21 protein-coding genes are annotated in these 25,683 nt (G+C 26.4%); 16 read left to right on the top strand and 5 right to left on the bottom strand.

What is annotated here, in order from left to right; translation table 11 throughout:
* Positions 1 to 29 precede the first annotated feature (29 nt).
* From lspA to ribF, 3 genes are read right to left on the bottom strand one after another with little or no spacing between them, the layout of a single operon-like run.
* The gene (gene lspA / locus DD681_RS02300) at positions 30 to 500 is read right to left on the bottom strand and encodes a signal peptidase II (RefSeq protein ID WP_158341394.1); all 471 of its coding nucleotides are present in this window, start codon (positions 498 to 500) and stop codon (positions 30 to 32) included.
* Positions 497 to 3,307 carry an isoleucine--tRNA ligase gene (gene ileS / locus DD681_RS02295; protein ID WP_158341393.1) on the bottom strand — a complete coding sequence of 937 codons (2,811 nt, stop codon included), beginning with the start codon at positions 3,305 to 3,307 and terminating at the stop codon, positions 497 to 499. The genes lspA and ileS overlap by 4 nt, the downstream gene beginning before the upstream one ends.
* Positions 3,300 to 4,259: a bifunctional riboflavin kinase/FAD synthetase gene (gene ribF / locus DD681_RS02290; protein ID WP_158341392.1), complete on the bottom strand. Its 960-nt coding sequence runs from the start codon at positions 4,257 to 4,259 to the stop codon at positions 3,300 to 3,302. The genes ileS and ribF overlap by 8 nt, the downstream gene beginning before the upstream one ends.
* 145 nt (positions 4,260 to 4,404) lie before the next feature.
* On the opposite strand from ribF, the gene rpsT reads away from it, so the two are divergent.
* Complete coding sequence (gene rpsT / locus DD681_RS02285) at positions 4,405 to 4,680, top strand: 30S ribosomal protein S20 (RefSeq protein ID WP_158341391.1); 276 nt, start codon at positions 4,405 to 4,407, stop codon at positions 4,678 to 4,680.
* A 54-nt stretch (positions 4,681 to 4,734) separates the two neighbouring features.
* Here rpsT and dnaJ read toward each other — a convergent pair whose 3' ends face one another.
* Both dnaJ and dnaK read right to left on the bottom strand, forming a co-directional pair.
* Positions 4,735 to 5,874, bottom strand: coding sequence for a molecular chaperone DnaJ (gene dnaJ, locus DD681_RS02280; protein WP_158341390.1), 1,140 nt, complete (start codon positions 5,872 to 5,874; stop codon positions 4,735 to 4,737).
* 108 nt (positions 5,875 to 5,982) lie between these two features.
* Positions 5,983 to 7,899: a molecular chaperone DnaK gene (gene dnaK, locus DD681_RS02275; RefSeq protein WP_158341389.1), complete on the bottom strand. Its 1,917-nt coding sequence runs from the start codon at positions 7,897 to 7,899 to the stop codon at positions 5,983 to 5,985.
* A 432-nt stretch (positions 7,900 to 8,331) separates the two neighbouring features.
* Here dnaK and ndhC point away from each other — a divergent pair, with 432 nt between their 5' ends.
* The 15 genes from ndhC to folC all read left to right on the top strand — a co-directional run bounded on the left by ndhC (position 8,332) and on the right by folC (position 25,670).
* Positions 8,332 to 8,706, top strand: coding sequence for an NADH-quinone oxidoreductase subunit A (ndhC, locus tag DD681_RS02270; protein ID WP_158341388.1), 375 nt, complete (start codon positions 8,332 to 8,334; stop codon positions 8,704 to 8,706).
* A 62-nt stretch (positions 8,707 to 8,768) separates the two neighbouring features.
* Positions 8,769 to 9,455 (top strand): NuoB/complex I 20 kDa subunit family protein, encoded by a 687-nt coding sequence (locus tag DD681_RS02265; protein ID WP_158341387.1) that lies wholly within the window; start codon positions 8,769 to 8,771, stop codon positions 9,453 to 9,455.
* Positions 9,456 to 9,575: 120 nt separating this feature from the next.
* The gene (gene nuoC, locus DD681_RS02260) at positions 9,576 to 11,360 is read left to right on the top strand and encodes an NADH-quinone oxidoreductase subunit C/D (RefSeq protein ID WP_261788368.1); all 1,785 of its coding nucleotides are present in this window, start codon (positions 9,576 to 9,578) and stop codon (positions 11,358 to 11,360) included.
* Positions 11,361 to 11,379: 19 nt separating this feature from the next.
* On the top strand, positions 11,380 to 11,871 hold the full coding sequence (gene nuoE, locus DD681_RS02255) for an NADH-quinone oxidoreductase subunit NuoE (protein ID WP_410002860.1): 492 nt from the start codon (positions 11,380 to 11,382) through the stop codon (positions 11,869 to 11,871).
* The gene (gene nuoF, locus DD681_RS02250; RefSeq protein ID WP_158341384.1) at positions 11,868 to 13,208 is read left to right on the top strand and encodes an NADH-quinone oxidoreductase subunit NuoF; all 1,341 of its coding nucleotides are present in this window, start codon (positions 11,868 to 11,870) and stop codon (positions 13,206 to 13,208) included. Before nuoE ends, nuoF begins: the two co-directional genes overlap by 4 nt.
* 72 nt (positions 13,209 to 13,280) lie before the next feature.
* Positions 13,281 to 16,010, top strand: coding sequence for an NADH-quinone oxidoreductase subunit NuoG (gene nuoG / locus DD681_RS02245; protein WP_158341383.1), 2,730 nt, complete (start codon positions 13,281 to 13,283; stop codon positions 16,008 to 16,010).
* The gene (gene nuoH / locus DD681_RS02240; RefSeq protein ID WP_158341382.1) at positions 16,007 to 16,975 is read left to right on the top strand and encodes an NADH-quinone oxidoreductase subunit NuoH; all 969 of its coding nucleotides are present in this window, start codon (positions 16,007 to 16,009) and stop codon (positions 16,973 to 16,975) included. Before nuoG ends, nuoH begins: the two co-directional genes overlap by 4 nt.
* Positions 16,976 to 17,000: 25 nt before the next feature.
* Positions 17,001 to 17,546, top strand: a complete 546-nt coding sequence (gene nuoI, locus DD681_RS02235; protein ID WP_158341381.1) for an NADH-quinone oxidoreductase subunit NuoI — start codon at positions 17,001 to 17,003, stop codon at positions 17,544 to 17,546.
* Positions 17,547 to 17,557: 11 nt separating this feature from the next.
* On the top strand, positions 17,558 to 18,067 hold the full coding sequence (nuoJ, locus tag DD681_RS02230) for an NADH-quinone oxidoreductase subunit J (protein WP_158341380.1): 510 nt from the start codon (positions 17,558 to 17,560) through the stop codon (positions 18,065 to 18,067).
* Between the two features lie 32 nt (positions 18,068 to 18,099).
* Positions 18,100 to 18,402 carry an NADH-quinone oxidoreductase subunit NuoK gene (gene nuoK / locus DD681_RS02225; protein ID WP_158341379.1) on the top strand — a complete coding sequence of 101 codons (303 nt, stop codon included), beginning with the start codon at positions 18,100 to 18,102 and terminating at the stop codon, positions 18,400 to 18,402.
* The gene (gene nuoL, locus DD681_RS02220; protein ID WP_158341378.1) at positions 18,399 to 20,252 is read left to right on the top strand and encodes an NADH-quinone oxidoreductase subunit L; all 1,854 of its coding nucleotides are present in this window, start codon (positions 18,399 to 18,401) and stop codon (positions 20,250 to 20,252) included. Before nuoK ends, nuoL begins: the two co-directional genes overlap by 4 nt.
* Before the next feature lie 76 nt (positions 20,253 to 20,328).
* The gene (locus tag DD681_RS02215) at positions 20,329 to 21,825 is read left to right on the top strand and encodes a NuoM family protein (protein ID WP_158341377.1); all 1,497 of its coding nucleotides are present in this window, start codon (positions 20,329 to 20,331) and stop codon (positions 21,823 to 21,825) included.
* A 42-nt stretch (positions 21,826 to 21,867) separates the two neighbouring features.
* Entirely contained in the window at positions 21,868 to 23,337 is a 1,470-nt protein-coding gene (locus DD681_RS02210; RefSeq protein WP_158341376.1) for an NADH-quinone oxidoreductase subunit N, read from the top strand.
* A gap of 135 nt (positions 23,338 to 23,472) precedes the next feature.
* A complete protein-coding gene (locus DD681_RS02205; RefSeq protein ID WP_158341375.1) occupies positions 23,473 to 24,318 on the top strand; it encodes a TerC family protein in 846 nt (281 codons plus the stop codon).
* A 110-nt stretch (positions 24,319 to 24,428) separates the two neighbouring features.
* The gene (gene folC / locus DD681_RS02200; RefSeq protein ID WP_158341374.1) at positions 24,429 to 25,670 is read left to right on the top strand and encodes a bifunctional tetrahydrofolate synthase/dihydrofolate synthase; all 1,242 of its coding nucleotides are present in this window, start codon (positions 24,429 to 24,431) and stop codon (positions 25,668 to 25,670) included.
* The last annotated feature ends 13 nt before the right edge of the window (positions 25,671 to 25,683 follow it).

Below are 25,683 nucleotides of genomic sequence, written 5' to 3'. Positions count from 1 at the left end.
GACTAAAAAATTTTATGATATAGAATTTTCTAACGATAATAGTTATTTTTAATAATTATCAATATACCAATAAAAATACTACTATCAGCTATATTAAATGTAGCAAAATGCCAATTATTAATATGAAAATCAATAAAATCTATTACAAATCCATATTGTATTCGATCTATTAGATTTCCTATTGCACCTGCAATAACTAGAGAATAAGAAAAAAGTTTTTTTTTTAGTTTTAAGAAAGTATTTATAATAAAAATTATAATAATTATATTAAAAGTTAATAAAAAGTTTTTTTGCCATTTTTCTTGATCTGAAAATATGCTAAATGCTATTCCATAATTATGAACATGAAAAAAATTTAATACTGAGAAAATATTTTTTTTTTCATATATATATAAATTTTTTAAGATCCATTTTTTACTATAGATATCTATTGATAATATTAGTACCATTAGGGCAATATGTATCCAATAATTTTTTTTAATAACATATTTTTTTTTCATATAAATAATCGTTTTTCACCATTTCCTACTGTATTTGAAATGCAACGTGTACAAATTTTAGAATTTTGAGTATTTTTTACAGTAATATTATAGTGCCAGCATCTTGGACATTTATTTGCTTTGACTTTTTTTAAAGATACTTTTAATTCAGATATAATATTGCTTTTTTTTGCGTGTTTTGGTGCGGTATCATATGATTTAATTATTACGTGTGATGTTAAAAATAAAAATTTTAATTCATCGCCTAAAATTTTTAATTTATCTCGTATTTTTGACGAAATATATAATGTAATTGAAGCTTCTAATGAATTCTTTATATTATAATTTTTAATTTCTTCTTCTAAAAGCTTATTAACTTCATTTTTAATAGAAATTAATTGATTCCAAAAATCATTATTAAATATATTATTTGATTTTAAATAAAATAATTTATCAGACCATTCTTCTGTAAATACGTATTGAGATTTTTGTCCTGGTAAAAAGTCCCAAGTTTCATTAGCAGTAAATGACAATATTGGAGCTATCCAACGAACAAAAGCATGAATGATATAATATATAGCTGTTTGACAACTTCTTCGTGCTAAACTATCTTTTTTTAATGTATATTGACGATCTTTGATAATATCAAGATAGAAAGAACCCATTTCAATAGAACAAAAGTACATTAAACGTTGTATTACAGCATGAAAATTATATTTAGAATATGAGCGAATGATTTCTTCTTGTGTTTTTTTTGCTTGATGAATGATCCATGTGTCTAAAAAAATCATTTTTTCATTAGGTACAATATGTATTTCAGGATCAAAATCATAAATATTTGCTAACATAAAACGTATTGTATTTCTTATTCTTCGATAAATATCTGAAGTATTTTTTAATATTTCTTGAGATATTGAAATATCGTTAGAATAATTAGACGAAGCTACCCACAATCTTAAAACATCTGCTCCTAAAGTATTTACTATGTCATTAGGACTAATAGTATTTCCTATAGATTTAGACATTTTTTCTCCCTTTCCATCAACCACAAATCCATGTGTTAACACTTCAGAATATGGTGCTTTTTTGTTTATCAACATAGATATAATTAACGACGACATAAACCAACCTCTATGTTGATCAGAACCCTCCAAAAACATGTCTGCTCTATTTGTAGAATATTTTTTATTGTGATACTTTATTGTCGTATGAGTATTTCCTGATTCAAACCATACATCTAATATATCGAATATTTGATAATATTCATGATGTTTTTCATTAATAATACTTTTTAAATTTATATTCCACCATGCTTCAATGCCTTCTAATTCTACCCTTTGTGCTATTTTTTCCATAATAAAAAAATTTTTAGGGTGAATTTCTTTGGTTTTTTTATCTATTAAAATAGACATTGGAACACCCCATCTTCTTTGTCTGGAAATACACCAGTCGGGTCTTTTTTTTATCATTTCTGATATTCTAGATTTCCCCCATTCAGGAATCCATAAAACTTTTTCTATTTTTTCCAGAGTTTTTTTGCGAAGTATTTTATTAATTTTAATAAACCATTGTGGTGTAGCTCTAAATATAACAGGTGTTTTATGTCTCCAACAATATGGATAATTATGTTTTAAGGTTGTGTATTTTAATAAACAATTATTTTCAATTAACAAATTAATAATTATTTTATTAGCTTGGAATATATTGATACCATCTAATTTAGGGTGAGTATTTTTTTTATAAAAACCTTTAGAATTTATTAAATTAAGTGTTTTTATATTATATTTTTGCGCGACAAGATAATCATCTTGTCCATGATCAGGTGATGTATGAACAGCTCCTGTACCCGATTCATTAGTTACATGTTCGCCTAATATTACAGGAACTTTCCTTGAAAGAAATGGATGTAAAAATTTTATTCCCTCTATTTTTTTTCCTAAAAAAGAAGTTAAAAGTTTCCAATGATTTATCTTGAAAAGATTTAATACTTTATCAACTAATTTTTTTTCTAAAATAAAATTATATTTTTCAGTTTCTATTAATTGATATTCAAAATCGGGATGAATTGCAATAGCTTGACTAGAAGGGAGTGTCCATGGCGTCGTAGTCCAAATGGGAAGACATATATCTTTATTATTTGATATTTGAATATTAAATATTTTTTTAAAATTTTCTTGATTATTTTTCATTGCCACAAAAACTGAATCTGATTTTTTTTCAAAATATTCAATTTCTGCATCTGATAAGGATGAGTGACATTTTAAGCACCAATGAACAGGTTTAAAATCTCTATATAAATATTTTTTTTTAATAATTTTAGATAATGTTCTAATAATATTTGCTTCGTTTTTAAAATCCATTGTAAGATTAGATTTTTCCCAATCCCCGATAATTCCTAATCGAATAAAGTCTTCTTTTTGTTTTTTTACTTGTTTTTTCGCATATTTTCTACATTTTTTTTGAAATTCGGCAATATTTATATCTTTTTTTTGAATTTCTATTATTTCCTCAACTTTTTGTTCAATTGGTAAACCGTGACAGTCCCACGATGGTATATAGGGTGCATCAAATCCTGACATATTTTTTGATTTTATAATTATATCTTTTAAAATTTTGTTGACTGCATGTCCTATATGAATATTTCCATTAGCATATGGAGGCCCATCATGTAAAAAAAATATTTTTTTTTCTTTCTTTTTTGTACGAATTAATTCATAAATATTATTTTGATGCCAATTGTATAGGATTTTTGGTTCTTTTACAGAAAGATTAGCTTTCATTGAAAATTTTGTTTTAGGTAAATTCAAGCTTTTTTTATAATCATTCATATTTTTTTTTATTTTCTTTTATTTTTTTAAAATATTTTTGAGTAAATTGAACATCTTTAGATATCTGATTTTTTAAAAATTTTATTGAAGAAAAATTAAATTCATTTCTTATTTTTTTATATAAAAATATTTCTATTTTTTTTTCATATAAATTTATATTTGTATCAAATAAGTGCACTTCGAGAATTTTTTGTTTTTTTTGAGTAATATAATTTTTTTTGATTCCAATGTTGCATACACCTATAAATTTTATGTTCTGAAAACAAGAAACTTTTACTGCATATACTCCATTTTGTATAGGATTGTTAGGATATAACAGAATATTAGCTGTGGGATAACCTATTTTTCTTCCGATTTTATTTCCATGGATAACTCGACCTAAAATGCTAAATGGACGACCAAGTAATGATCTAGCTAATTCAATTTTATCCGCTATTAAATATTTTCTAATATTGGTACTGCTAACTTTATTATTTTTTTTATATATGGAAGGAATTTCAATAACTTTGAATTGATATTTTTCTTCAAGTTTTTTTAATAAAGAAATATTTCCATGTCTTTTTGATCCAAATTTAAAATCTTCTCCGATAATTATATATTTTGTATTTAGTTTTTTTATTAAAATTTTTTCAATAAATATTTCTGGACTTAAAGATGAAAAATATTTATTAAATTTAATACATAAGATGGTATCAATTTTCCATTTTTGGATATATTTAATTTTTTGTTGAAACTGCATAAGCCTTTTTGGTGCTTTTTTTTTATTTAAAAATTCTAATGGTTGCGGTTCAAATATAATTATCGTTTTTGATATATTGTTTGTTTTTCCTATTGTACATAATTCAGAAAATATTTTTTGATGTCCTAAATGCATTCCATCAAAATTTCCAATACTTACAATAGACGAAGGGTTAATTATATTTGTATTATTAATATTTCGTATAAGCTTCATTTTTTTACCTGATTTAAATGAAGTAATTTCGTGGTAATAAATTTCTGTACTACTTTGATGATATATAATATCATTATATCTATATAGTGCTTTAATATATTTTAAAAATTTTTTATAATTTATCTTTTCGATTTAGGAGAAAAAATTGGCAAATATTAAATCTGCTAAAAAAGATTCCATAACATCTGAACAACGTCGCAAAAACAATACAAGTCAACGCTCAAAAATAAAGACTTTTATAAAAAAAGTACGTTTAGCTATTATTTCCGGAGATCAAGAAAAAGCACAGTATGCTTTTAAAAATATGCAGCCTATTATTGATAAATATGCGACTAAAGGTTTAATACATAAAAATAAAGCAGCTCGATATAAATCTAATTTATCATTACAGATTTTAAAGTTAAAAAATAAAAAACATTAAATTTTTTTATAGTATTGCCTCTAATTTCATTCAGAAGCAATACTTTATAATATTTTATTTAGTTAAGTCATCAAAAAATCTTTTAACACCGTCAAAAAATCTTTTTGATCGTGGACTGTTTTTATTATTCTGAATACTGTTTAAACTATTTCCTAGTTCTTTTAAAAGATATTTTTGTTGTGTATTAAGATTTACCGGTGTTTCTACGACTATACGGCATAATAAATCACCTTGACTTCTATTCTGTACTGATTTAACACCTCTTCCTCGAATACGGAATAGTTTTCCGGATTGTGTTTCAGATGGTATTTTTAATTTTACTCTACCATCTAATGTTGGCACTTCTATTTCTCCGCCTAATGCGGCCATAGCGAAATTAATTGGCACTTCACAGTACAAATCGTTTTCTTTTCTTTCAAAAATATGATGTTTGCTAACAGTCATCTGAACATATAGATCTCCTGGTTCTGCGCCATTAATTCCTGCTTCTCCTTCGTTATTTAAGCGAATTCGATCATTAGTATCAATTCCAGGCGGAATTTTGATCGATAAATTTTTATGTGTCTTAATTCTTCCTTGTCCGCGACATATTCGACATGGATTTTTTATTACAGAACCTTGTCCTTGGCACGAAGGACATGATTGCTGTACTGTAAAAAATCCCTTTCTCATGTGAATTTGCCCTTTTCCTTGACACATTGAACATCTGTTTGGTTTAGATCCATTATTTGATCCAGTGCCATAACAACTATTACATTTTTGAAATGTTGGTATGCGAATTTCTTTAATCACACCTTTTACTGCTTCTTCTAAAGATATTTCCATGTTATAACATAAATCTGATCCTTTTTTTACTCTCTGGTTTCTACTGTTATTTCCAAATATATCACCAAAAACGTCTCCAAAGATATCTCCGAAATCCGAAGAACTAGTAAAAGTGCTATAAGTATTTTGTTGGTTATTTCCATTTTCAAATGCTGCATGTCCGTATTGATCATATGCACTTCTTTTTTCTTCATTTATTAAAACTTCATAGGCTTCTTTTATTTCTTTAAATTTATTTTCAGAATTTTTATCTCCTTGATTGCGATCAGGATGATATTTCATAGCTAATTTTCTATATGCTTTTTTAATTTCTCGATCTTCAGCTGATTTGGAAATTCCTAAAATTTGATAGTAGTCTTTTTTGGGCATTATATAGTACTTCCTGATTTTCAAATAAGTGCACGGGCGTAAAAATTTATTTACGCCCGTGCGAGTTTGGAGATAGTTTGTAATTTTTCTATTTTTGATTAGAAGATATTATTTTTTAGGATCTTTTATTTCTTCAAATTCTGCATCTACTACGTTCTCATCTTTTTTTGATTTAGATGATTGGTTTTCATTTTTTATATTTTCTTCTGTTTGATTTTGATTTATTTCTGAAAGTTTAGATGAAATTTTTAAGAGATTTTGTATATTTTTTTCGATTTCAGATTTATCTTCTCCTTTTAATGATATTTCCAATTCATCTAAAGCTGATTTAATTTTTTCTTGATCTGTTTTTTCGATTTTTTTCTTGTTATCATCTAATTGTTTTTTTGTATTATGAACTAATTGATCGCCTTGATTTCTTATTTGAACTAATTCTTCAAACTTTTTATCTGCTTCTGCATGCGCTTCAGCGTCATTAATCATTTTTTTAATTTCTGATTCATTAAGTCCAGAGGAAGCTTTAATAGTAATTTTTTGCTCTTTTCCAGTTTTTTTATCTTTTGCAGATACATGTAATATTCCATCAGAATCAATATCAAATGTTACTTCAATTTGAGCGGTTCCTCTTGGAGCTGGTTGAATTCCGTCTAAATTAAATTGTCCTAATGATTTATTATCTAAAGCTCTTTTTCTCTCTCCTTGAAGAACATGTATTGTTACCGCTGATTGATTATCTTCTGCTGTTGAAAAAACTTGACTGTGTTTAGTGGGGATAGTAGTGTTTTTATTAATTAAAGAAGTCATTACTCCCCCCATAGTTTCAATTCCAAGTGAGAGTGGTGTTACGTCAAGTAGTAAAACATCTTTAACATCACCTGAAAGTACGCCTCCTTGTACTGCAGCACCAACAGCAACAGCTTCATCGGGATTCACATCTTTTCTAGGTTCCTTGCCAAAAAATTCTGCAACTTTAGATTGTACCATAGGCATACGTGTTTGACCGCCTACTAATATCACATCATTTATATCAGATATAGATAATTCTGCGTCTTTTAAAGCCATTTTTAATGGTTTAATTGATCGAAGTACTAAATCTTCTACCAAGGATTCTAATTTTGAACGAGTGACTTTTATGTTAAGGTGTTTAGGTCCGCTAGAATTTGCTGTAATATATGGTAAGTTTACGTCTGTTTGTTGTGCTGATGATAATTCTATTTTTGCTTTTTCTGCAGCTTCTTTAAGTCTTTGCATAGCTAATGGATCGTTTCTTAAATCTATTCCTTGTTCCTTTTTAAATTCTTCTACGAGATAGTTAATTAATCGGCTATCAAAATCTTCTCCACCTAGATGTGTATCCCCATTAGTTGAGAGTACTTCAAATGTTTTTTCCTTATCAACATCGTCAATTTCAATAATGGATATATCAAAAGTTCCTCCTCCTAAGTCATATACTGCTATTGTTCTATTTCCCTGACCTTTGTCTAATCCATAAGCAAGCGCTGCAGCTGTAGGTTCGTTTATAATCCTTTTAACTTCTAATCCTGCTATTCTACCCGCATCTTTAGTGGCTTGTCGTTGAGCATCATTAAAATATGCCGGTACTGTAATCACTGCTTCTTTAATAGATTCTCCTAAGTAATCTTCTGCAGTTTTTTTCATTTTTTTTAATACTTCTGCAGAAATTTGAGGAGGTGCTATTTTTTTTTCTTTTATATTAATCCAAGCGTCACCATTATTAGAATTAACAATGTTATATGGCATAATTTTTATATCACGCTGTACTTCATCATCCTTAAATTTTCTTCCAATTAATCGTTTTATAGCAAATAGTGTATTTTTTGGATTTGTAATAGCTTGGCGTTTAGCAGGTTGTCCTACTAAAATTTCTCCTTCTTGTGTATACGCAATGATTGAAGGTGTAGTGCGATCACCTTCTGAATTTTCTAATACGCGTGGTTTGTTGCCATCCATAATGGCAACACAAGAGTTGGTTGTTCCCAAGTCAATACCAATAATTTTGCCCATTAAATTTTCTCCTATTTTATTTTGATAAATTGGGTTTGCAACCTTTATGCGGCCATTTTTTTGGCTTTTAATTAGCTACATAGGATTGTATTGTAAAATATTTATCTATAAAGTTGAATGATTACTAAATGGGGACTTTTTTTAAGGCATCAAGGTCTAGCTGTAAAAAAATTAACCTAACGAAAGATATTTTAAATAGTAATTTTTGTAATAACTATTTGATAATACAACACTTTTTTTGAAAAAAATAATATTTCTCAATAAAATTTAATTTATTGATTAAGTATTTAATATATATTGAATATTTATTTTTTATTAAATGGTTTATAATATTATTAAATATATTTTTTAATGCAGGAGTATTTTTAGATAATACATATATATTTTGAAAATAAGTATTTTTTTTTAAAATGTAATGATAGGAGTTTATTCATGTTAAATCAAATCTCAGGAATTAATGAATATTTTTCTTTTTTCTGGTTTATTTTTTTTTCTTTATTTTTATGTTTTTTTATGTTGTTTTTAAGTTATTTTTTAGGAGGTAAATCAAAATCAAGATATAAAAATATTCCTTTTGAATCAGGCGTTACTGCAGTAGGTGATACATCCCTTCGTTTTTCTATAAAATTTTACCTTATTGCAATGTTTTTTGTAGTTTTTGATGTGGAAGCATTATATTTATATGCATGGTCTACAAGTGTTTTAGAAACCGGATGGACAGGATTTTTTGAAGGTTCTATGTTTATAGCTTTGCTTTTATTATCATTGTTTTATTTAATTCGTATTAAAGCATTAAATTGGATATAATGGTACGAATTTAAATATTCATTAGTGTGCACAAGATTTAAATAAATTAGGATTTAAAATCAATGGAATACAAAAATTATACTTTAACAAAAGTAGACGAAGAGATTAATAGTAATAAGCATTATCCTCGGAGAATTAGAGAATCTGTTACGGATCCTATAGAAAGTTATTTAAAAAAAAATGTTTTTATGGGGAAAATTAGTCAAATTTTACATAGAGTAGTAAATTGGGGGAGAAAAAATTCTTTATGGCCATATAATTTTGGGTTATCTTGTTGTTATGTGGAAATGGTTACATCTTTTACTTCAGTGCATGATGTTGCGCGTTTTGGATCAGAAGTATTAAGAGCTTCACCAAGACAAGCAGATGTAATGGTAATTGCTGGTACACCATTTATTAAAATGGCGCCTATTATTCAAAGATTATATGATCAAATGTTAGAACCAAAATGGGTTATTTCTATGGGAGCATGTGCTAACTCAGGTGGTATGTATGATATTTACTCTGTTGTTCAAGGAGTAGATAAGTTCTTACCAGTAGATATTTATATACCAGGTTGTCCTCCTAGACCTGAAGCTTATATGCAAGCTCTCACGTTACTTCAAGATGCTATTCATGAAGAAAGAAGACCGCTTTCATGGATGATAGGAGAGCAAGGAATATATCAAAAAAAAATGCCTTCAGAAAAAAATAAAAAAAGAAATAAAGTAATTTCTATTGTTAATCTTCCAACTACAGAAAAAATCTAATTTTATTTTGAATAAAAATATGTTTTAAATATTTTTCATAGTTATTTAAAATTTTTTTAATACTCTTTAAAGCTTTTTATTTTAATTTATTAACGAGTAACCGAGAAATCCATGAAAGATATGGTGCAAAAAATAGATAAGTTTTTAGTTCAAGACAATAAAAAAAATTTGTTGATTATTGATGAGTTAAAAAACGCTTTTGGAGAGGATTTTTGTGTTCTTCAAAAAAGCAAGATTGGCTTTCCAATAATATGGATAAATAAAACATTTTTATTAAAAGTTGGTAAATTTTTATATAACTTATCCAGACCTTACAGCATGTTGTTTGATTTGCATGGAGTAGATGAACGATTTCGTTCGTATCGAGATGGTTTACCTCAAGCAGATTTTTCAGTTTTTTATCATTTAATATCCTTTGATCGTAATTCTGATCTAATGATTAAAGTTCCTTTATTTAGTGATGATTTAGTTGTCCCTACTTTTACAAAAGTATTTCCGAATGCTAATTGGTATGAACGAGAAACGTGGGAAATGTTTGGAATTGTATTTGATAATCACCCCTTTCTAACTAGAATTATTATGCCGCATTGGTGGAAAGGTTACCCTTTACGAAAGGATCATCCGGCTAGAGCAACTGAGTGTACACCTTTTTTTTTCGATGAAAAAAAAGAAGATTTACAAATGAATAGTTTACAATTTAAACCTGAATTATGGGGTATGAAGCGTAAAAATGATAATGTAGATTTTATGTTTTTAAACTTAGGCCCTAATCATCCGTCGTCTCATGGAGCTTTTAGAATTGTTTTACAATTAGATGGTGAAAATATTATAGATTGCGTTCCTGATATTGGATATCATCATCGCGGAGCAGAAAAAATGGCAGAGAGACAATCGTGGCACAGCTATATTCCATATACAGATCGCATTGAATATTTGGGCGGATGCATTAATGAAATGCCTTATGTTTTAGCTATTGAAAAATTAGCAAATATTTCTGTTCCAAAAAAAGTAGAAGTAATTCGAGTTATGCTATCTGAATTATTTCGTATTAATAGTCATTTATTATATATTTCGACTTTTATTCAAGATGTTGGTTGTATGACTCCAGTATTTTTTGCTTTTACTGATCGTCAAAAAATTTATGATTTAATTGAATCTATTACTGGTGCGCGCATGCATCCTGCTTGGTTTCGAATTGGAGGGGTAGCTCATGACCTTCCAAAAGGGTGGAATATTTTATTAAAAGATTTTCTTAAATGGATGCCTAGTAGATTAAAATATTATATAAAATTGTCTTTAAAAAATACAATTTTAATCAATCGTTCAAAGGGAGTGGCGAAATATAATAAGAAAGAAGCATTAAAATGGGGCGTGACAGGGTCTGGTTTGCGTGCTACTGGATGCAATTTTGACGTAAGAAAATCACGTCCTTATTCTGGATATGAAAATTATGTTTTTGAGGTTCCAACTGGAAGTGGAGTAAGTGATTGTTATTCAAGAGTTATGATTAAAGTAGAAGAAATTTATCAAAGTTTATCTATTTTAAAACAATGTTTAAATAATATGCCAGATGGACCCTTTAAAGCAGAACATATATTGACTACTCCTCCCCCTAAAGAACTTGTGCTGAATGATATTGATACTATGATTTCCCATTTTTTACAAGTTTCATGGGGACCTGTAATGCCAGTAAATGAAAGTTTTCAGATGATTGAAGCTACTAAAGGAATCAACAGTTATTATTTAATTAGCGATGGTGGTACAATGAGTTATCGCACAAGAATACGAACACCTAGTTTTCCTCATTTACAACAAATACCTTCAGTTATTCGTGGTAGTTTAATATCAGATTTAATTGTATACTTAGGGAGTATAGATTTTGTCATGTCAGACGTGGATAGATGATTATGCATAAAAAAAAAAAATATTAAGAGAAATTTCTACAAAATTTTCATTAAGTTTTGTTGAAATTAACGAAATTGAAAAACATAAAAAATGTTATGAAAATTCAAGAGCAGTGTCGATTGAAGCATTAAAAATTGTTCAAAAACGACGAGGTTGGATTTCTGATCAAGCGATTTACGAAATTTCTAAAATACTCAATCTTAACGCAAGTGAAGTAGAAAGCGTGGCAACATTTTACAGTCAGATTTATCGTCAACCTGTAGGTCAAAATATAATTCGTTATTGTGATAGCGTAGTTTGCTATATAATGGGTTATAAAAAGATTAAAAAAACTTTAGAGAACTATTTGTCTATTCAAATCGGACAAACTACTAAAGATAGTAAATTTACTTTATTACCAGTATGTTGTTTAGGAAATTGTGATAAAAGTCCTGCCATAATGATAAATGAAGATTTATATTCTCATCTAACTCCAGAATCTACAATAAGTTTATTGGAATCATACAAATGAATAAATTTATGCGACGTGAAGAAACTCATCCTCTTACTTGGCGATTAAGAGACGATCAAGATACTGTTTTTATTCAAGAATATTGTAATAAGAATGGTTATTCTGCTTTAAAAAAAGCTTTAAATGAAATGTCTCCGAGCTGTGTCATAAAATTAATAAAAGAGTCGGGCTTAAAAGGAAGAGGAGGTGCGGGATTTTCTACAGGTCTAAAATGGAGCTTGATGCCTAAAATAAATTTACATGAAACCCGTTATTTAATATGTAATGCAGATGAAATGGAACCAGGTACTTATAAAGATAAACTATTACTTGAACAATTACCACATCAATTGATTGAAGGTATTATACTGGCATCATTTGCTTTAAATGTTTCCCGTAGTTATATTTTTTTAAGGGGAGAATATACTAAAGCAGCGTCTATATTAAAAAAATCTATAGAAGAAGCAACAAATTATAGATATCTTGGTTCAAATATTCTCAATAGTGGTTTTGATTTAGAAATAATTTTACATACTGGTGCTGGACGTTATATTTGCGGAGAAGAAACCGCACTAATTAATTCATTAGAAGGTAGAAGAGCAAATCCAAGATTAAAGCCTCCTTTTCCTGCTATATTCGGATTATGGGGAAAACCTACCTGCGTTAATAACGTTGAAACATTGTCTAATGTTCCGTGTATTATTTTAAATGGATTTAATTGGTATAAAGGATTATCTAAAAGTGTAGATTCTGGTACTAAATTAATGGGTTTTTCAGGAAAAGTAAATAATCCTGGTGTTTGGGAGCTGCCTTTTGGTACTACTGCTCGAGAAATTTTAGAAAAATATGCTGGTGGAATGAAATCGGGTTTTTTTTTAAAAGCTTGGCAACCTGGAGGAGCTGGCACAGATTTTTTAATTGAAAAACATTTAGATATTCCTATGGATTTTATTAGCGTTAAAAACGCAGGTAGTCGCTTAGGAACAGCTATTGCAATGGCTGTAGATAATAAAATTAATATGGTTTCTTTAGTATATAATATAGAAAAATTTTTTTCTCGTGAATCATGTGGTTTATGTACACCTTGTAGAGAAGGTTTGCCATGGATTGTAAAAATATTATATGATTTAAAGAAAAAAAATGGTAAAAAAAATGATTTAGACGATCTGCATCGTTTATGTGTTCAATTAGGACCGGGAAAAACATTTTGCGCCCATGCCCCGGGAGCAATAGAGCCTTTATACAGTGCAATGAAATACTTTTATTCAGAATTTGAAGATGGCATTAATAAAAAAGATTCGTACTGTGGTAAAAGTGTAAATGGTATTCAATCAAATCAAGCAATTTCAAATATTTAATATTTTAAGAGAAATAATTTTTATTTTAAGATATTTGTTTTTTAAAAAGTAAGAATTTTAGGATTTTTTCTTATGGTTAAAATTTATATCAATGGCAAAATTTATTACGCAAATGAATCAGATAATTTATTACAAGCTTGTTTATCATTTGGTTTAAATATTCCTTATTTTTGTTGGCATCCTATTTTAGGAAGTGTTGGAGTATGTCGACAGTGCGCTGTTACTCAGCATGATAGTTGTTTTGAAGATCAAGGGCGTTTAGTAATGTCTTGTATTACTCCTATTTCTAAAGAAATGAATATTTCGATCAATGATCGTGCTTCAACATTATTTAGACAAAATATTATAGAGCTTTTATTAGCGAATCATCCTCATGATTGTCCGGTATGCGAAGAAGGTGGCAATTGTCATTTACAGGACATGACAGTAATGACTCAGCATAGTTTTCGTAACTATAGATTTTTGAAAAGAACTCATACGAATCAATATTTAGGATCTTTTATCAAACATGAAATGAATCGTTGTATTGGTTGTTATCGTTGTGTTAGATACTATAAAGATTATGCTGATGGTTCTGATTTTGATGTATACGGTGCTAATAACAACATCTATTTTGGTCGTATAGAAGATGGTAATTTAGAAAATGAGCATTCAGGTAACTTGATAGAAATTTGCCCTACTGGTGTGTTTACCGATAAAACGCATTCTAAGAAATATAATCGTAAATGGGATATGCAATATGCACCAGGAATATGTCAGTATTGTAGTGTTGGTTGCAATGTTAGTATTGGAGAGAGATATGGCGAAATACGTCGTATAGAAAACAGATATCATGAAAGTATAAATCATTATTTAATTTGTGATCTCGGTCGTTTTGGATATTCGCATACGACTTTAAAAAATCGTCCTACGCGGCCATCAAAAGGTATTGACAATAAAGCTGATATATTAAATTTTGATCAATCTATAGAAAATTGTGTAAATTTTTTTCATAATTATAAGAGAGTGATTGGAGTGGGTTCTTCTCGTGCTAGCATAGAAAATAATTTTGCACTACAAGAATTAGTGGGAAAAAACAATTTTTCTAATGGAATGTCTAATAAAGAACATCGTTGTATTCAATTGATTTTAAGTACCTTAAAAAATAATAATTTATACGTCCCATCTTTAAAGGAAATTGAAAGTTACGATACAATCTTAGTAATTGGCGAAGATCTAACACAGACATCACCTCGTGTTGCATTAGCGATACGTCAAGCTATAAAAAATAAAGCAAAGAAATTAGCTGTATCAAATGGGATACCTGAATGGAATGCATCTCCTATTTCTAATACTACGGAAAATCATCGAAATTCTCTTTATATTATGAATACTCATGAGACAAAACTAGATGATGTAGCTGAATGGTGCTACTTTGGTTCTATTGATCAGCAAGTAAAATTATTATGCGCTATTTCTCATGCACTTGATAAGAAATTACCGAATATTAAAAATATTCATGATGATTTAATAAAGAAAGCATTTTACATTGCAGATAAGTTAATTTCATCAAAAAAATCATTAATAGTTTCAGGTTCGCATTCTTTTAGTGTATCACTTATTAAGGCATCTATAAATATAGCTACAATAATTAAAAAGAAAAATATCAATCATATTGGTGTAACTTTATTAACTGCTTCTTCAAATGCTTTGGGATTAGGATTGATGGATGGTTTTTCGATAGAAGAGGCATTAGAGAAATTATCACAAAAAACAGCAGATGCTATAATATTTATGGAATACGATTTATACCGCTATCTGCCAAAAAGTGATTGTGATGCTTTTTTTAAAAATAAAAAAAATGTTTTAACTCTAGATCATCAGTATACTAAAACTTATAAAAAATCTGAACTTTCTTTATCTTCAGCAAATTATACAGAGAGCTCTGGTACTATTATTAATTTTGAAGGTCGAGCACAGCGTTTTTTTCAAGTATATAGTCCTTCTTTTTATGATAAAAAATATTGTATTCATCCAAGTTGGAAATGGTTGCATTTTATTAAAAGAAAATTTGAAAAAAAACAAATTTCTTGGATAAATTTAGATGATGTAGTTTCTTCATATTGCCAAAAATATAAAATTTTTAAAAAAATAAACATATCGGAACCAGATTCTTCTTTTCGAATTCATGGTCAAAAAATTGCTCGTTCCCCTCATCGATTTAGCGGTAGAACTGCTTTAAGGTCTCATATTAATGTACATGAACCGGCTCAACCTGAAGATATAAATACTATGTTTTCATTTTCCATGGAAGGGTATAGCAAACCAAATAAACTTATTTCGCATATTCCATTTGCTTGGTTTCCAGGATGGAATTCACCGCAAGCATGGAACAAATTTCAAAAAGAAGTAGGAAAAAAATCTTTATCAGGTGATTCAGGTGTTCATTTGTTTCGCGATAATAGGAAAATTGAAGATTTGTACGTTGATATTTTTTCAAAAGTATCTTTTCAACAAAAATATTGGCGTATAATACCATATTATCATATTTTTGGAAGTGAAGAGTTAACACAATATTCTTCTATTATTCAAGATAATATACCATCAGAATATCTTTTAATTAATGAATTAGATGCGTTTGAATTAGGTTGTAAAAAAACTTCCATGATTAAATTTTTTTGTTTAAAAAAAATGTTTTGTTTGCCTATACGATTATCTAAATTTTTAAGTCGAAAACAGATCGGATTACCTATAGGTAGAAAAGGATTTCCTATGTCTCTTGTAGGCGAAAAAGTTGAGTATTTACAGGAATATGTTAAATGAACTGTTTGGAAAAAAATATGTTTGAAATGTTACTTCAAATTATACAGATAGCATCAATTGTGTTACTTATAATATTTTTTGCAGCTATGTTAAGTATTTTAGAGCGAAAATTATTAGCTTTTTTTCAAAATAGACATGGCCCTAATCGCGTGGGTTGGCATGGAAGTTTGCAATTATGTGCTGATATGATTAAAATTTTATTTAAAGAAGATTGGATACCGCCGTTTAGTAGAAAATTAATTTTTTTTATTTCTCCTATTATATCTTTTATTGCTTTATTATTCGTGATTTCAATTATTCCTCTTTCTCGTAATTTTTTAATAATTAATTTAAATATAGGTATTTTGTTTTTTTTGATGATGGCAGGTTTATCTGTATATTCAATTTTATTTGCTGGTTGGTCAAGTAATAATAAATACGCTTTACTAGGAGCTATCCGGGCTGTTGCTCAAACTTTAAGTTATGAGGTTTTTTTAGGTCTATCCGTAATGGGAGCGGTTGTCAGATGCGGATCTTTTAATATAATAGATATTGTTAATAGTCAAAAAAACATATGGAATATTTTTCCTCAGTTTTTTGGTTTTTTATGTTTTTTTATAGCAGGTTTAGCTGTTTGTCATAGACATCCTTTTGATCAACCCGAATCTGAACAAGAATTAGCTGATGGTTATCATATTGAATATTCTGGTATGAAATTTGGTTTATTTTTCATTGGCCAGTATGTCTCAATGATTACTATTGCGTTATTAATAACATCAATTTTTTTTGGTGGTTGGTTAAGTTTTGGTAATTATGGTTTTATTTTATTTTTTTTAAAAACATTTTTTTTTATTTTTATTTTTATTTTAGTGCGAGCTGCTTTGCCAAGACCTAGATATGATCAAATATTGTCTTTAGGTTGGAAATTTTGTTTACCTTTAACGTTATTAAATTTACTTTTAACGTCTTTTTTTATATTAATATAATTTTTTTTTAAGAGATATTTTATTTATGAATATAAAAAAAATTATTATTGGATTTTTAGTACAAATAAGAAGTCTATGGATGGTATTTATTAATATATTTTCTAAATCCGAAACGAAAATGTATCCAGAAGAAAAAGTTTATTTACCGCCTAGATATAGAGGTCGAATTATATTAACTCGTAATATTGATGGCGAAGAACGTTGTGTGGCTTGTAACTTGTGTGCAGTAGCGTGTCCAGTTGGTTGTATTTCCTTGCAAAAATCTGAAAAAAAAAATAGTCGTTGGTATCCTATTTTTTTTAGAATTAATTTTTCTCGTTGTATTTTTTGTGGTTTATGTGAAGAAGCTTGTCCTACAGCTGCTATTCAATTAATACCAGATTTTGAATTATCAGATTTTAAGAGAAAAAATTTAGTTTACGAAAAAGAAGATTTATTAATTTCAGGCCCAGGAAAGTATCCAGATTATAATTTTTATAGCGTTTCGGGCATAAATATAGATAGTAGTGATACGAATAAATTAAAAGAGATCAGATCAATTCCTATCAATGTGAAAGATTTATTGCCATAAGGAATTTAATAATGAATTTTGCTTTTTTTATATGTTCTTTTATAGCTATAATTTCTACATGTTTTACTGTTTTTCAAAAAAACGCTATTTATTCTTTGATATATTTAATAGTTTCTTTATTGTCTATATCTGGTATATTTTTTTCTCTTGGAGCTTTTTTTGCGGGTGCTTTAGAGGTAATTATTTATGCCGGAGCTATTATTGTTTTATTTATTTTTGTTATTATGACTTTAAACCTTGAAAATAAAAAGAATTTAAAAGAAAAAAAATGTTTAAATCCTATTTATTTTATTGGATCAGGTTTGCTTTTATTAGTTTTATTTATAACTATGACATATTCCATTTTTTTTGGAACCAATCAAAAAATAAAATTTTTTTTAATGCAACCAAAATCTATTGGAATTAGTTTATTTGGTCCTTATGTTTTTTTAGTTGAAATTGCTTCTTTGCTTTTATTATGTGCTTTAATTATTGTTTTTCATATTGGAATGAATAAAAAAACAAATAAAAAAGATTATTAGAAATTTTGATATTACAAAAGGATAAATAATACATGATCTCTTTATTTTTTGGTTTATTTGTATCGTTAGTAATATTTATTTTAGGTTTAATATCTCTTGTTATGCGTCGTAATATATTATTTATGCTGATTAGTTTAGAAATTATGATAAATGCTGCTTCATTATCATTAGTTATAGTTGGATCTTATTGGCAACAAATTGATGGTCAAGTTATGTATGTACTTGCAATAACTACAGCAGCAGCAGAAGCTAGTATAGCATTAGCACTATTGCTTCAATTATATAAAAGAAAAAAAACATTAAATATTAATAATTTAAGCGAGATAAGTGGATGAATATTATTTTTTTAATAATTTTATTTCCATTAATTAGTTTTTTATTTTTATCTTTTACACAAGGAGAAATATTAGAAAAAAATGCAACAAAAATAGGTATTTTTTCAATATTCATATCATTTATTATTACTTTATTTTATGCCCTCACCTTTATGTATGACCCATCTAATATTATTCGCCAAAAATTATGGAATTGGGCGTTTATAAATGAATTAAAAATTAATTTTGATTTAATTTTAGACGGATTAAGCTTGAGTATGTTATTAATAATTACTGGAATAGGATTATTAATACATATATTTTCAAGTTGGTACATGAAAAAAAAGAAAGGTTATTCTCGTTTTTTTGCTTATACTAATTTATTTATATCAAGTATGTCATTATTAGTGTTAGCAGACAATTTTATATTTATGTATTTAGGATGGGAAGGGGTAAGCGTTTGTTCATATTTATTAATTAATTTTTATTATAAAAATACTAAAAATAATTTATGTGCTTTTAAAGCTTTTATTTTAACTCGTATTTCGGATATTTTCTTAATTATTGCATTTTTTATGGCTTATAAAATATATGGTACTTTTAATTTTGAGGAGATTCATTTTTTATCAAGTTTTTTAAAAATAAACAATTCTTTTAATTTAAATATACTTACATTATTTTTATTAATTGGCGTTCTTGGAAAATCAGCACAGTTACCATTACATACTTGGTTATCTGATGCAATGGTCGGTCCTGCACCGGTTTCAGCATTAATACATGCTGCTACTATGGTTACTGCAGGAGTTTATTTGATAGCTAGAACACACTTTTTATTTTTATTAACTCCTAATATTTTGTATACAATAAGTATTATTGGTATAATAACGGTTTGTCTTTCGAGTCTTTCAGCATTAGTTCAAACTGATATAAAACGCATTTTAGCATATTCTACTATGAGCCAAATAGGATATATGTTTTTAGCTTTAGGTTGCCAAGCCTGGATTGCTGCTATTACTCATTTAATTATTCATGCTTTTTTTAAGGCTCTTTTATTTTTATCTTCAGGTTCTTTAATTTTTTCTTGTAATAATCAAAAAAATATATTTAAAATGAGTAGTTTATCTCCGCAATCTCCTATTTTATACTTTAGTTTTTTAATAGGTGGGGCTTCTTTAATTTCATTTCCCTTAATTACTTCAGGGTTTTATAGCAAAGGTAATATTTTATTTAATGTTCTTCAAAATGGTTATAATAATTTATTTTTAATAGGTTTAATTGGTTCTTTTTTAACATCTATTTATACATTTAGAATGATTTTTATAGTTTTTAAATTAAGAAATACTTTAAACATAAAAGATGTTTGCAATTTATTTTCTAAAAAAAAATTAAGTCATGATTTTCCTTTATTAATTCTTATGATTTTATCTAGTATAATAGGCATTTATTTACTACCTCCCTTAATTCATTTATTTCCATTATCTCCAAAATCGCAGGATGGAAAATTTATATTTGAAATAATATCCAGTTTAATATCTTTTTCAGGAATTTTTTTATCTTATTATTTCTGGGTTATTTGCCCGCCTTGGATGGATAAAGTATATCAATTTAAATTTGTTAAATTGATTCGCTTATGTTTATTAAATGGATGGTATATTGATGTGTTTTATAAGATTTTTTTTGTTAATTTTTATTTATATGTATCGAGGATTTTATTTCGTAATCCATTTAATTATTTTTGCAAAATTTTTGTCTATTTGATTAAAAATTTTAATTTTATTTTACTAAAAACAGTTAATGGGAATTTAAAATACTATATATTTTCGATGTTATTGGGTATTACTTTGATATTTATGATAATTTTACTTTTATAAAAATTTTTTAATTAAATTAATGTGTTTAATTGTGATCAATTAAATAGTTCTAATAAATAATAGGAATATATGTCTAATGCTGCTTTCTCTGTTACTTATTACGCCTTTTCTTAGTGGTATTTTTTCATTTTTTTCGTTTAGAATAAATAAAGATATTCCTCGTTGGATTGCGTTGACAGGGATAACAATAACGTTATTAATTGTTATAAAAATGTGTTTTTTTAGCAATTATTCTAGTCATCAAATTGAAAAGTATCCTTGTTGGGATGAGCAATTAATATTACCTTGGATACCTATTTTAGGAATTGATTTTCATATTGCTATCGATAGTTTTTCAAAAATTATGTTATTTTTAACTTCTTTTTTGGGAATAATAGCTATTTTAGTTTCTTGGTGTGAAATTAAAAAGAATGAAGGTTTTTTTTACTTTAATGTCATGCTTGTTATTACTGGAATTATTGGTATTTTTATCGCGTGTGATTTGTTTTTATTTTTCTTTTTTTGGGAAGTTGTACTGATTCCAATTTATTTTTTAATTTCATTGTGGAATCGAGACAAAAATAAATCCCATAAATCTATAAATACTGCAAATAAATTTTTTATATATTCTCAAATATCAGGTTTGTTGATGTTGGTATCAATTTTACTATTAGTTTTTAGTCATTATAAAAATACTGATATTTTAACTTTTAATTACGATATATTATTAACTGGATCTATAGATTCCAAGATTGAATATATTTCTATGTTGGGTTTCTTTTTAGCATTTGCAATAAAAATGCCTATTTTTCCATTTCATGATTGGTTATTAGATTTTCACGCTAAATCTATATACTGTGGAACAGTAGATATAATTAGTGTTTTATTAAAAATTGCTCCTTATGGACTTTTAAGATATAGTAGAGTATTTTTTCCACATGTTTCAGAAAAATTTTCTTTTATAATAATCTTATTAGGTCTTTTCACTTTATTTTATGGTGCATGGGCAGCTTTTTCTCAATTAGATATCAAGCGCTTAATTGCTTATTCTTCAATTTCTCATATGGGTTTAATTTTAATTGCAATTTATAGTAATAATGAAATAGCTTTTAAAGGAGCAGTTATTGAAATTTTATCGAATAGTATTTCTACTGCAGCTTTATGCATTATTTCTGGTCAAATCTATAAATATTTAAAAACACAAGATATTAGTCAAATGGGAGGTTTATGGGAATCTATTTATTGGATCCCAGGATTTTCTTTATTTTTTTCTCTGGCTAATCTAGGACTTCCTGGAACAGGTAACTTTTCTGGAGAATTTCTAATGTTATTTGGAACTTTTAAGACGTATCCAATAATATCTTTAATTGCTGTAATAAGTATTGTTTTTTCTTCTTTATATTCTTTAAATATGATTCAAAAAATATATTTTGGAAAACAAAAACAGATTATTTCAATATTTTTTCCGCATATAAAAGAGTTTTTGATACTGATTATTCTTGCTTTTTCAGTCATTTTATTAGGATTGATACCTCAAAATATACTGTGTTCTTCTTTTGAAGTTATTCATTCTATATATAATTTCAAAAAGTAATTTACTTATTCTGTTTTCAAGATAATAAGGTTATGATGAATAATGATAATCAATCTACAAAAATTAACAGCATTATTTCCTTTTTTAGTATTAATATTAGCTTTAGTAATAGTTATGTTGTCTATTTCTTATAATCGAAATCACTTTTTTGTTGCTACATCCACTGTATTAAGTTTAATAGTATCATTTGTTTCATTGTATTTTTTAATTAAAATTGTTCCCATTGATATTAATAATTTATTTTATATCACTCGATATTCAATTTTATATATTGGTATGATTATTATTTCTAGTTTTTCTACTTGTATTTTTGCGTATTTTTGGTTGTTACATTATCCTTTTAATAAAGAAGAGTTTTATTTGCTAATTTTGCTTTCCACGCTTGGTGCTATTGCTTTATCTATATCTAGCAATATGTTGTCTTTATTTATTAGTATGGAGCTTATGTCTTTACCATATCTTGGTTTAATTGCTTATGCTCATTATCAAAAGTACTCTTTAGAAACATCTTTTAAGTATCTTGTTTTATCTGGAGTTACTTCATCTTTTTTATTGCTTGGGATATCCTGGATATATGCAGTTACTGGAAATCTTTCAATTTCTTCTATAAACAGTGTTTTTAATAATCCATCTAGTACTAATTTTTTAATTATTTTTTTTGGTACAACAATGATATTAATGTCGTTTTTATTTAAATTATCCCTTGTTCCTTTTCATTTATGGATTTCTGATATATATCGAAGAACTTCTTCACCCGTTTTAACTTTTTTTTCTGTTTCTAGTAAAATTGCTATTTTTAGTTTTTTATTATATTTTTTTTCATATCCTTCTATTTTAAATAATAAAAAATTAACTTTAATAATATTATTAATAAGTATTTTTTCAATATTTTTTGGTAATATTATGGCTCTTTTTCAAAAGAATATTAAGAAATTTTTTGGGTATTCTTCTATTTCACAAATGGGCTATTTGTTAATTATTTTTTTAGTTACAAAAAATGATTATCATTTTTCTTTAGAGGCAGGGGGTATTTATTTATTAAGTTATTTATTATCTGGAACAGTATATTTTGGTGTTATCAATTTAATTTCAAATTATTATAATCGCAATCACTTGTGTGAAGAAATTTATTCAATAGATGCATATAAAGGTTTATTTTGGTCACAGCCTCTTTTATCATCAATAATGATTATTACTTGTTTATCATTAGCAGGAATGCCAATGACTTTAGGTTTTTGGGGGAAATTGTACATTTTATCTATTATTATTAAAAATCATTTATGGCCATTAATTTTTTTATTTTTTATTGGTACAATAATAGGTTTTTTAGGTTATTTAAGAGTGATAATAAATTTTTATTTAACTCCTTTAAAAAGCGTTAATTGTATTAATGATATTAATATTCCTTACAATTGGTATTATCATCCTTCAGGAATAATAATACTTTTTTTCAGCATAATAATATTATTTTTAGGTATTTGTCCTAATTTATGGATTTTTTTGACAAAATAAATTTTATAATAAAAATTTTTAAATAATTAATTATTTAGGAAAGTTAAGTGATTTTATATAAGTAACTTTTTTATTTTATTTAAGTTGCTTTCTTTATTTTTGCTATTTTATATTAAATAAATTTTTAGTAAGTATATGAAAAAAAAAATTTTTTATTTGAATAAATATTTTTTTTATTATGTTTTTGTTTTATTGTTTTTTTTATTTATTTTTTGGTTTTTTTCTTATAATAGAAGTGGTTTTTTAGTTGCAAATAAAAATATTTTTTTGTTTTTGATAAGTTATGTATTAGAAATTATTCTTTCTGTAGATAATGTATTTGTGTGGTTTATTATTTTTAAAAAATTTAATATACCAATATTATTTCAAAAAAAAATTTTACTATATGGTTTATTTGGCGCATTTATATTACGCTCTATTATCTTTTATTGTGGAAGTATTTTTTTTAAAAAATTTCATTGGTTATTCTATTTATTTGGAGTATTTTTTATATTAACTGGTATAAAGACAATATTTTTCCCGAATATTGAAAATAGTGAAAATAAAAGTATAAAATTTTTATGGATTTATAAAATTTTTAGAATAACTAAAAATATTCATGGAGAAAATTTTTTTGTAAAAATAAAAGATAAAATTTTTATTACTCCGTTATTTTTATGTCTAATTTGTATAGAATTGAGTGATATCATGTTTTCGTTGGATAGCATTCCTGCTATTTTTTCTATTACTACTAATGTATTTATTATTTTTTCTGCAAATGTTTTCGCTGTTTTAGGGCTGAGATTTACTTATTTATTAACATCTTTTATGCTTAAGAGATTTCCTATAATGCAGCATGTTTTATCATTTGTTTTAATTTTTATCGGAATAAAAATATTAATCGAAAAATTTTTAGTCCTTCCTATTTTTTTTACTCTTATTTTTATATTAATTTCCTTTTTAATTATATTTTTAATGAGTAAGTTTATATCTTTTAAATAATTTCTTAAATTCTATTTTTAGGAATTAAAATTCTATCTTTTATTTGATTAATTTTTTAACCAATATATAAAAAATTATATCGTTTTACGAATAAAATGCGAATAAATAATATGAATAAGAATCAATATTCTTTTTCCATGTGGTTACAATATTTGGAAAAATTAGAAAAAAAAGAGAGAAAAAATCTTTTTGATTTAAGATTAATTGCGAGAAAATTAGGTTTATTGAACTTAAGATCTTTTTTTTTTACTGTTGGTGGAACTAATGGTAAGGGTACTACATGTGCTTTATTAGAAAAGTTTTTTTTAAATTCAGGTTATCAAGTTGGATTATATACTTCACCTCATTTGATGAATTATACAGAACGAGTTAAAATTAATGGTGTATGTCTTGATGAAAATTATCATATTTTTTCATTTTTAAATATTGAATGTGTAAAAGGTAATATTCCTTTAACTTATTTTGAATTTATTACACTTTCTGCTTTATTTTTATTTAAACAGTATTCATTAGACATCATAATATTAGAAGTAGGTGTTGGAGGTCGTTTGGATGCTACAAATATTATAGATGCAAATTTATCTGTTATCACAAACATTGGTATAGATCATACTTATATTTTGGGGAAAAATCGAACTAGTATTGGTCGCGAAAAATCTGGTATCTTTCGACAAGATAAGATTGCGGTGATTGGTGAAGAAAAAATTCCGTATTCTGTCAAATTTATAGCACAAAGAAAAAAAGCAATATTAAAAAAAATTAATATAGATTGGTCTTGGAATAAAAATCATGATAGTTGGAACTTTTTTAATTCAAATATTCAATTGTATAATTTACCGCTTCCAAAAATACCATTGCCTAATGCTGCTATTTCTTTAGCAGCTTTATATTACTCTGGTTTTAAAATAAATTTAAAAAATTTAAAAAATTCTATTTCTCAAGTTTCTTTACCAGGAAGATTTCAAACTATTTCTCGATTTCCTCGTATTATTCTTGATGTTGCTCATAATTTCAACGCTTCTTTATATTTGTCTAAAAGAATTAGAAAATTAAAAATAAAAGGAAAATTATATGCAATAATTGGCGTTTTAAGAGATAAAGATATCTTAAAAATTATTGAGCCATTAAAAAATCAAGTTTATTATTGGTACGCTTCAGTACTAAAAAATTATCGTACTGCTAATATGTATGAATTAAAAAAAAATATGCCGAAAAATAATACTATTTTTTTTGATAGTATATATAATGTTTGGAAAAATATTAAAAAAATACTTTGCAAGGAAGATGTTGTTCTAGTTTTTGGTTCTTTTATTACTGTTTCTGAGTTTATTATTGCTAAAAATAAAAATTAAAATATATAATTTT

Origin of the sequence: Buchnera aphidicola (Melanaphis sacchari) (genome assembly GCF_003096055.1) — a bacterium.
Taxonomy (GTDB): Bacteria; Pseudomonadota; Gammaproteobacteria; order Enterobacterales; family Enterobacteriaceae; genus Buchnera; species Buchnera aphidicola_P.
Note: the sequence above shows the minus strand (reverse complement) of the source record. Positions and strands in the feature narration are given on the sequence as shown.

Bases quoted from the DNA above. Each gene is read 5' to 3' on its own strand.
- dnaK (WP_158341389.1), bottom strand. From the start codon at position 7,899: ATGGGCAAAATTATTGGTATTGACTTGGGAACAACCAACTCTTGTGTT.
- DD681_RS02205 (WP_158341375.1), top strand. From the start codon at position 23,473: ATGAAAAAAAAAATTTTTTATTTGAATAAATATTTTTTTTATTATGTT.
- dnaJ (WP_158341390.1), bottom strand. From the start codon at position 5,874: ATGCCCAAAAAAGACTACTATCAAATTTTAGGAATTTCCAAATCAGCT.
- nuoF (WP_158341384.1), top strand. From the start codon at position 11,868: ATGAATAAATTTATGCGACGTGAAGAAACTCATCCTCTTACTTGGCGA.
- nuoL (WP_158341378.1), top strand. From the start codon at position 18,399: ATGAATATTATTTTTTTAATAATTTTATTTCCATTAATTAGTTTTTTA.
- DD681_RS02210 (WP_158341376.1), top strand. From the start codon at position 21,868: ATGATAATCAATCTACAAAAATTAACAGCATTATTTCCTTTTTTAGTA.
- nuoH (WP_158341382.1), top strand. From the start codon at position 16,007: ATGAACTGTTTGGAAAAAAATATGTTTGAAATGTTACTTCAAATTATA.
- nuoK (WP_158341379.1), top strand. From the start codon at position 18,100: ATGATCTCTTTATTTTTTGGTTTATTTGTATCGTTAGTAATATTTATT.
- lspA (WP_158341394.1), bottom strand. From the start codon at position 500: ATGAAAAAAAAATATGTTATTAAAAAAAATTATTGGATACATATTGCC.
- ndhC (WP_158341388.1), top strand. From the start codon at position 8,332: ATGTTAAATCAAATCTCAGGAATTAATGAATATTTTTCTTTTTTCTGG.
- ribF (WP_158341392.1), bottom strand. From the start codon at position 4,259: ATGAAGCTTATACGAAATATTAATAATACAAATATAATTAACCCTTCG.
- nuoI (WP_158341381.1), top strand. From the start codon at position 17,001: ATGAATATAAAAAAAATTATTATTGGATTTTTAGTACAAATAAGAAGT.
- nuoG (WP_158341383.1), top strand. From the start codon at position 13,281: ATGGTTAAAATTTATATCAATGGCAAAATTTATTACGCAAATGAATCA.
- nuoJ (WP_158341380.1), top strand. From the start codon at position 17,558: ATGAATTTTGCTTTTTTTATATGTTCTTTTATAGCTATAATTTCTACA.
- DD681_RS02265 (WP_158341387.1), top strand. From the start codon at position 8,769: ATGGAATACAAAAATTATACTTTAACAAAAGTAGACGAAGAGATTAAT.
- folC (WP_158341374.1), top strand. From the start codon at position 24,429: ATGAATAAGAATCAATATTCTTTTTCCATGTGGTTACAATATTTGGAA.
- ileS (WP_158341393.1), bottom strand. From the start codon at position 3,307: ATGAATGATTATAAAAAAAGCTTGAATTTACCTAAAACAAAATTTTCA.
- nuoC (WP_261788368.1), top strand. From the start codon at position 9,576: ATGGTGCAAAAAATAGATAAGTTTTTAGTTCAAGACAATAAAAAAAAT.
- DD681_RS02215 (WP_158341377.1), top strand. From the start codon at position 20,329: ATGCTGCTTTCTCTGTTACTTATTACGCCTTTTCTTAGTGGTATTTTT.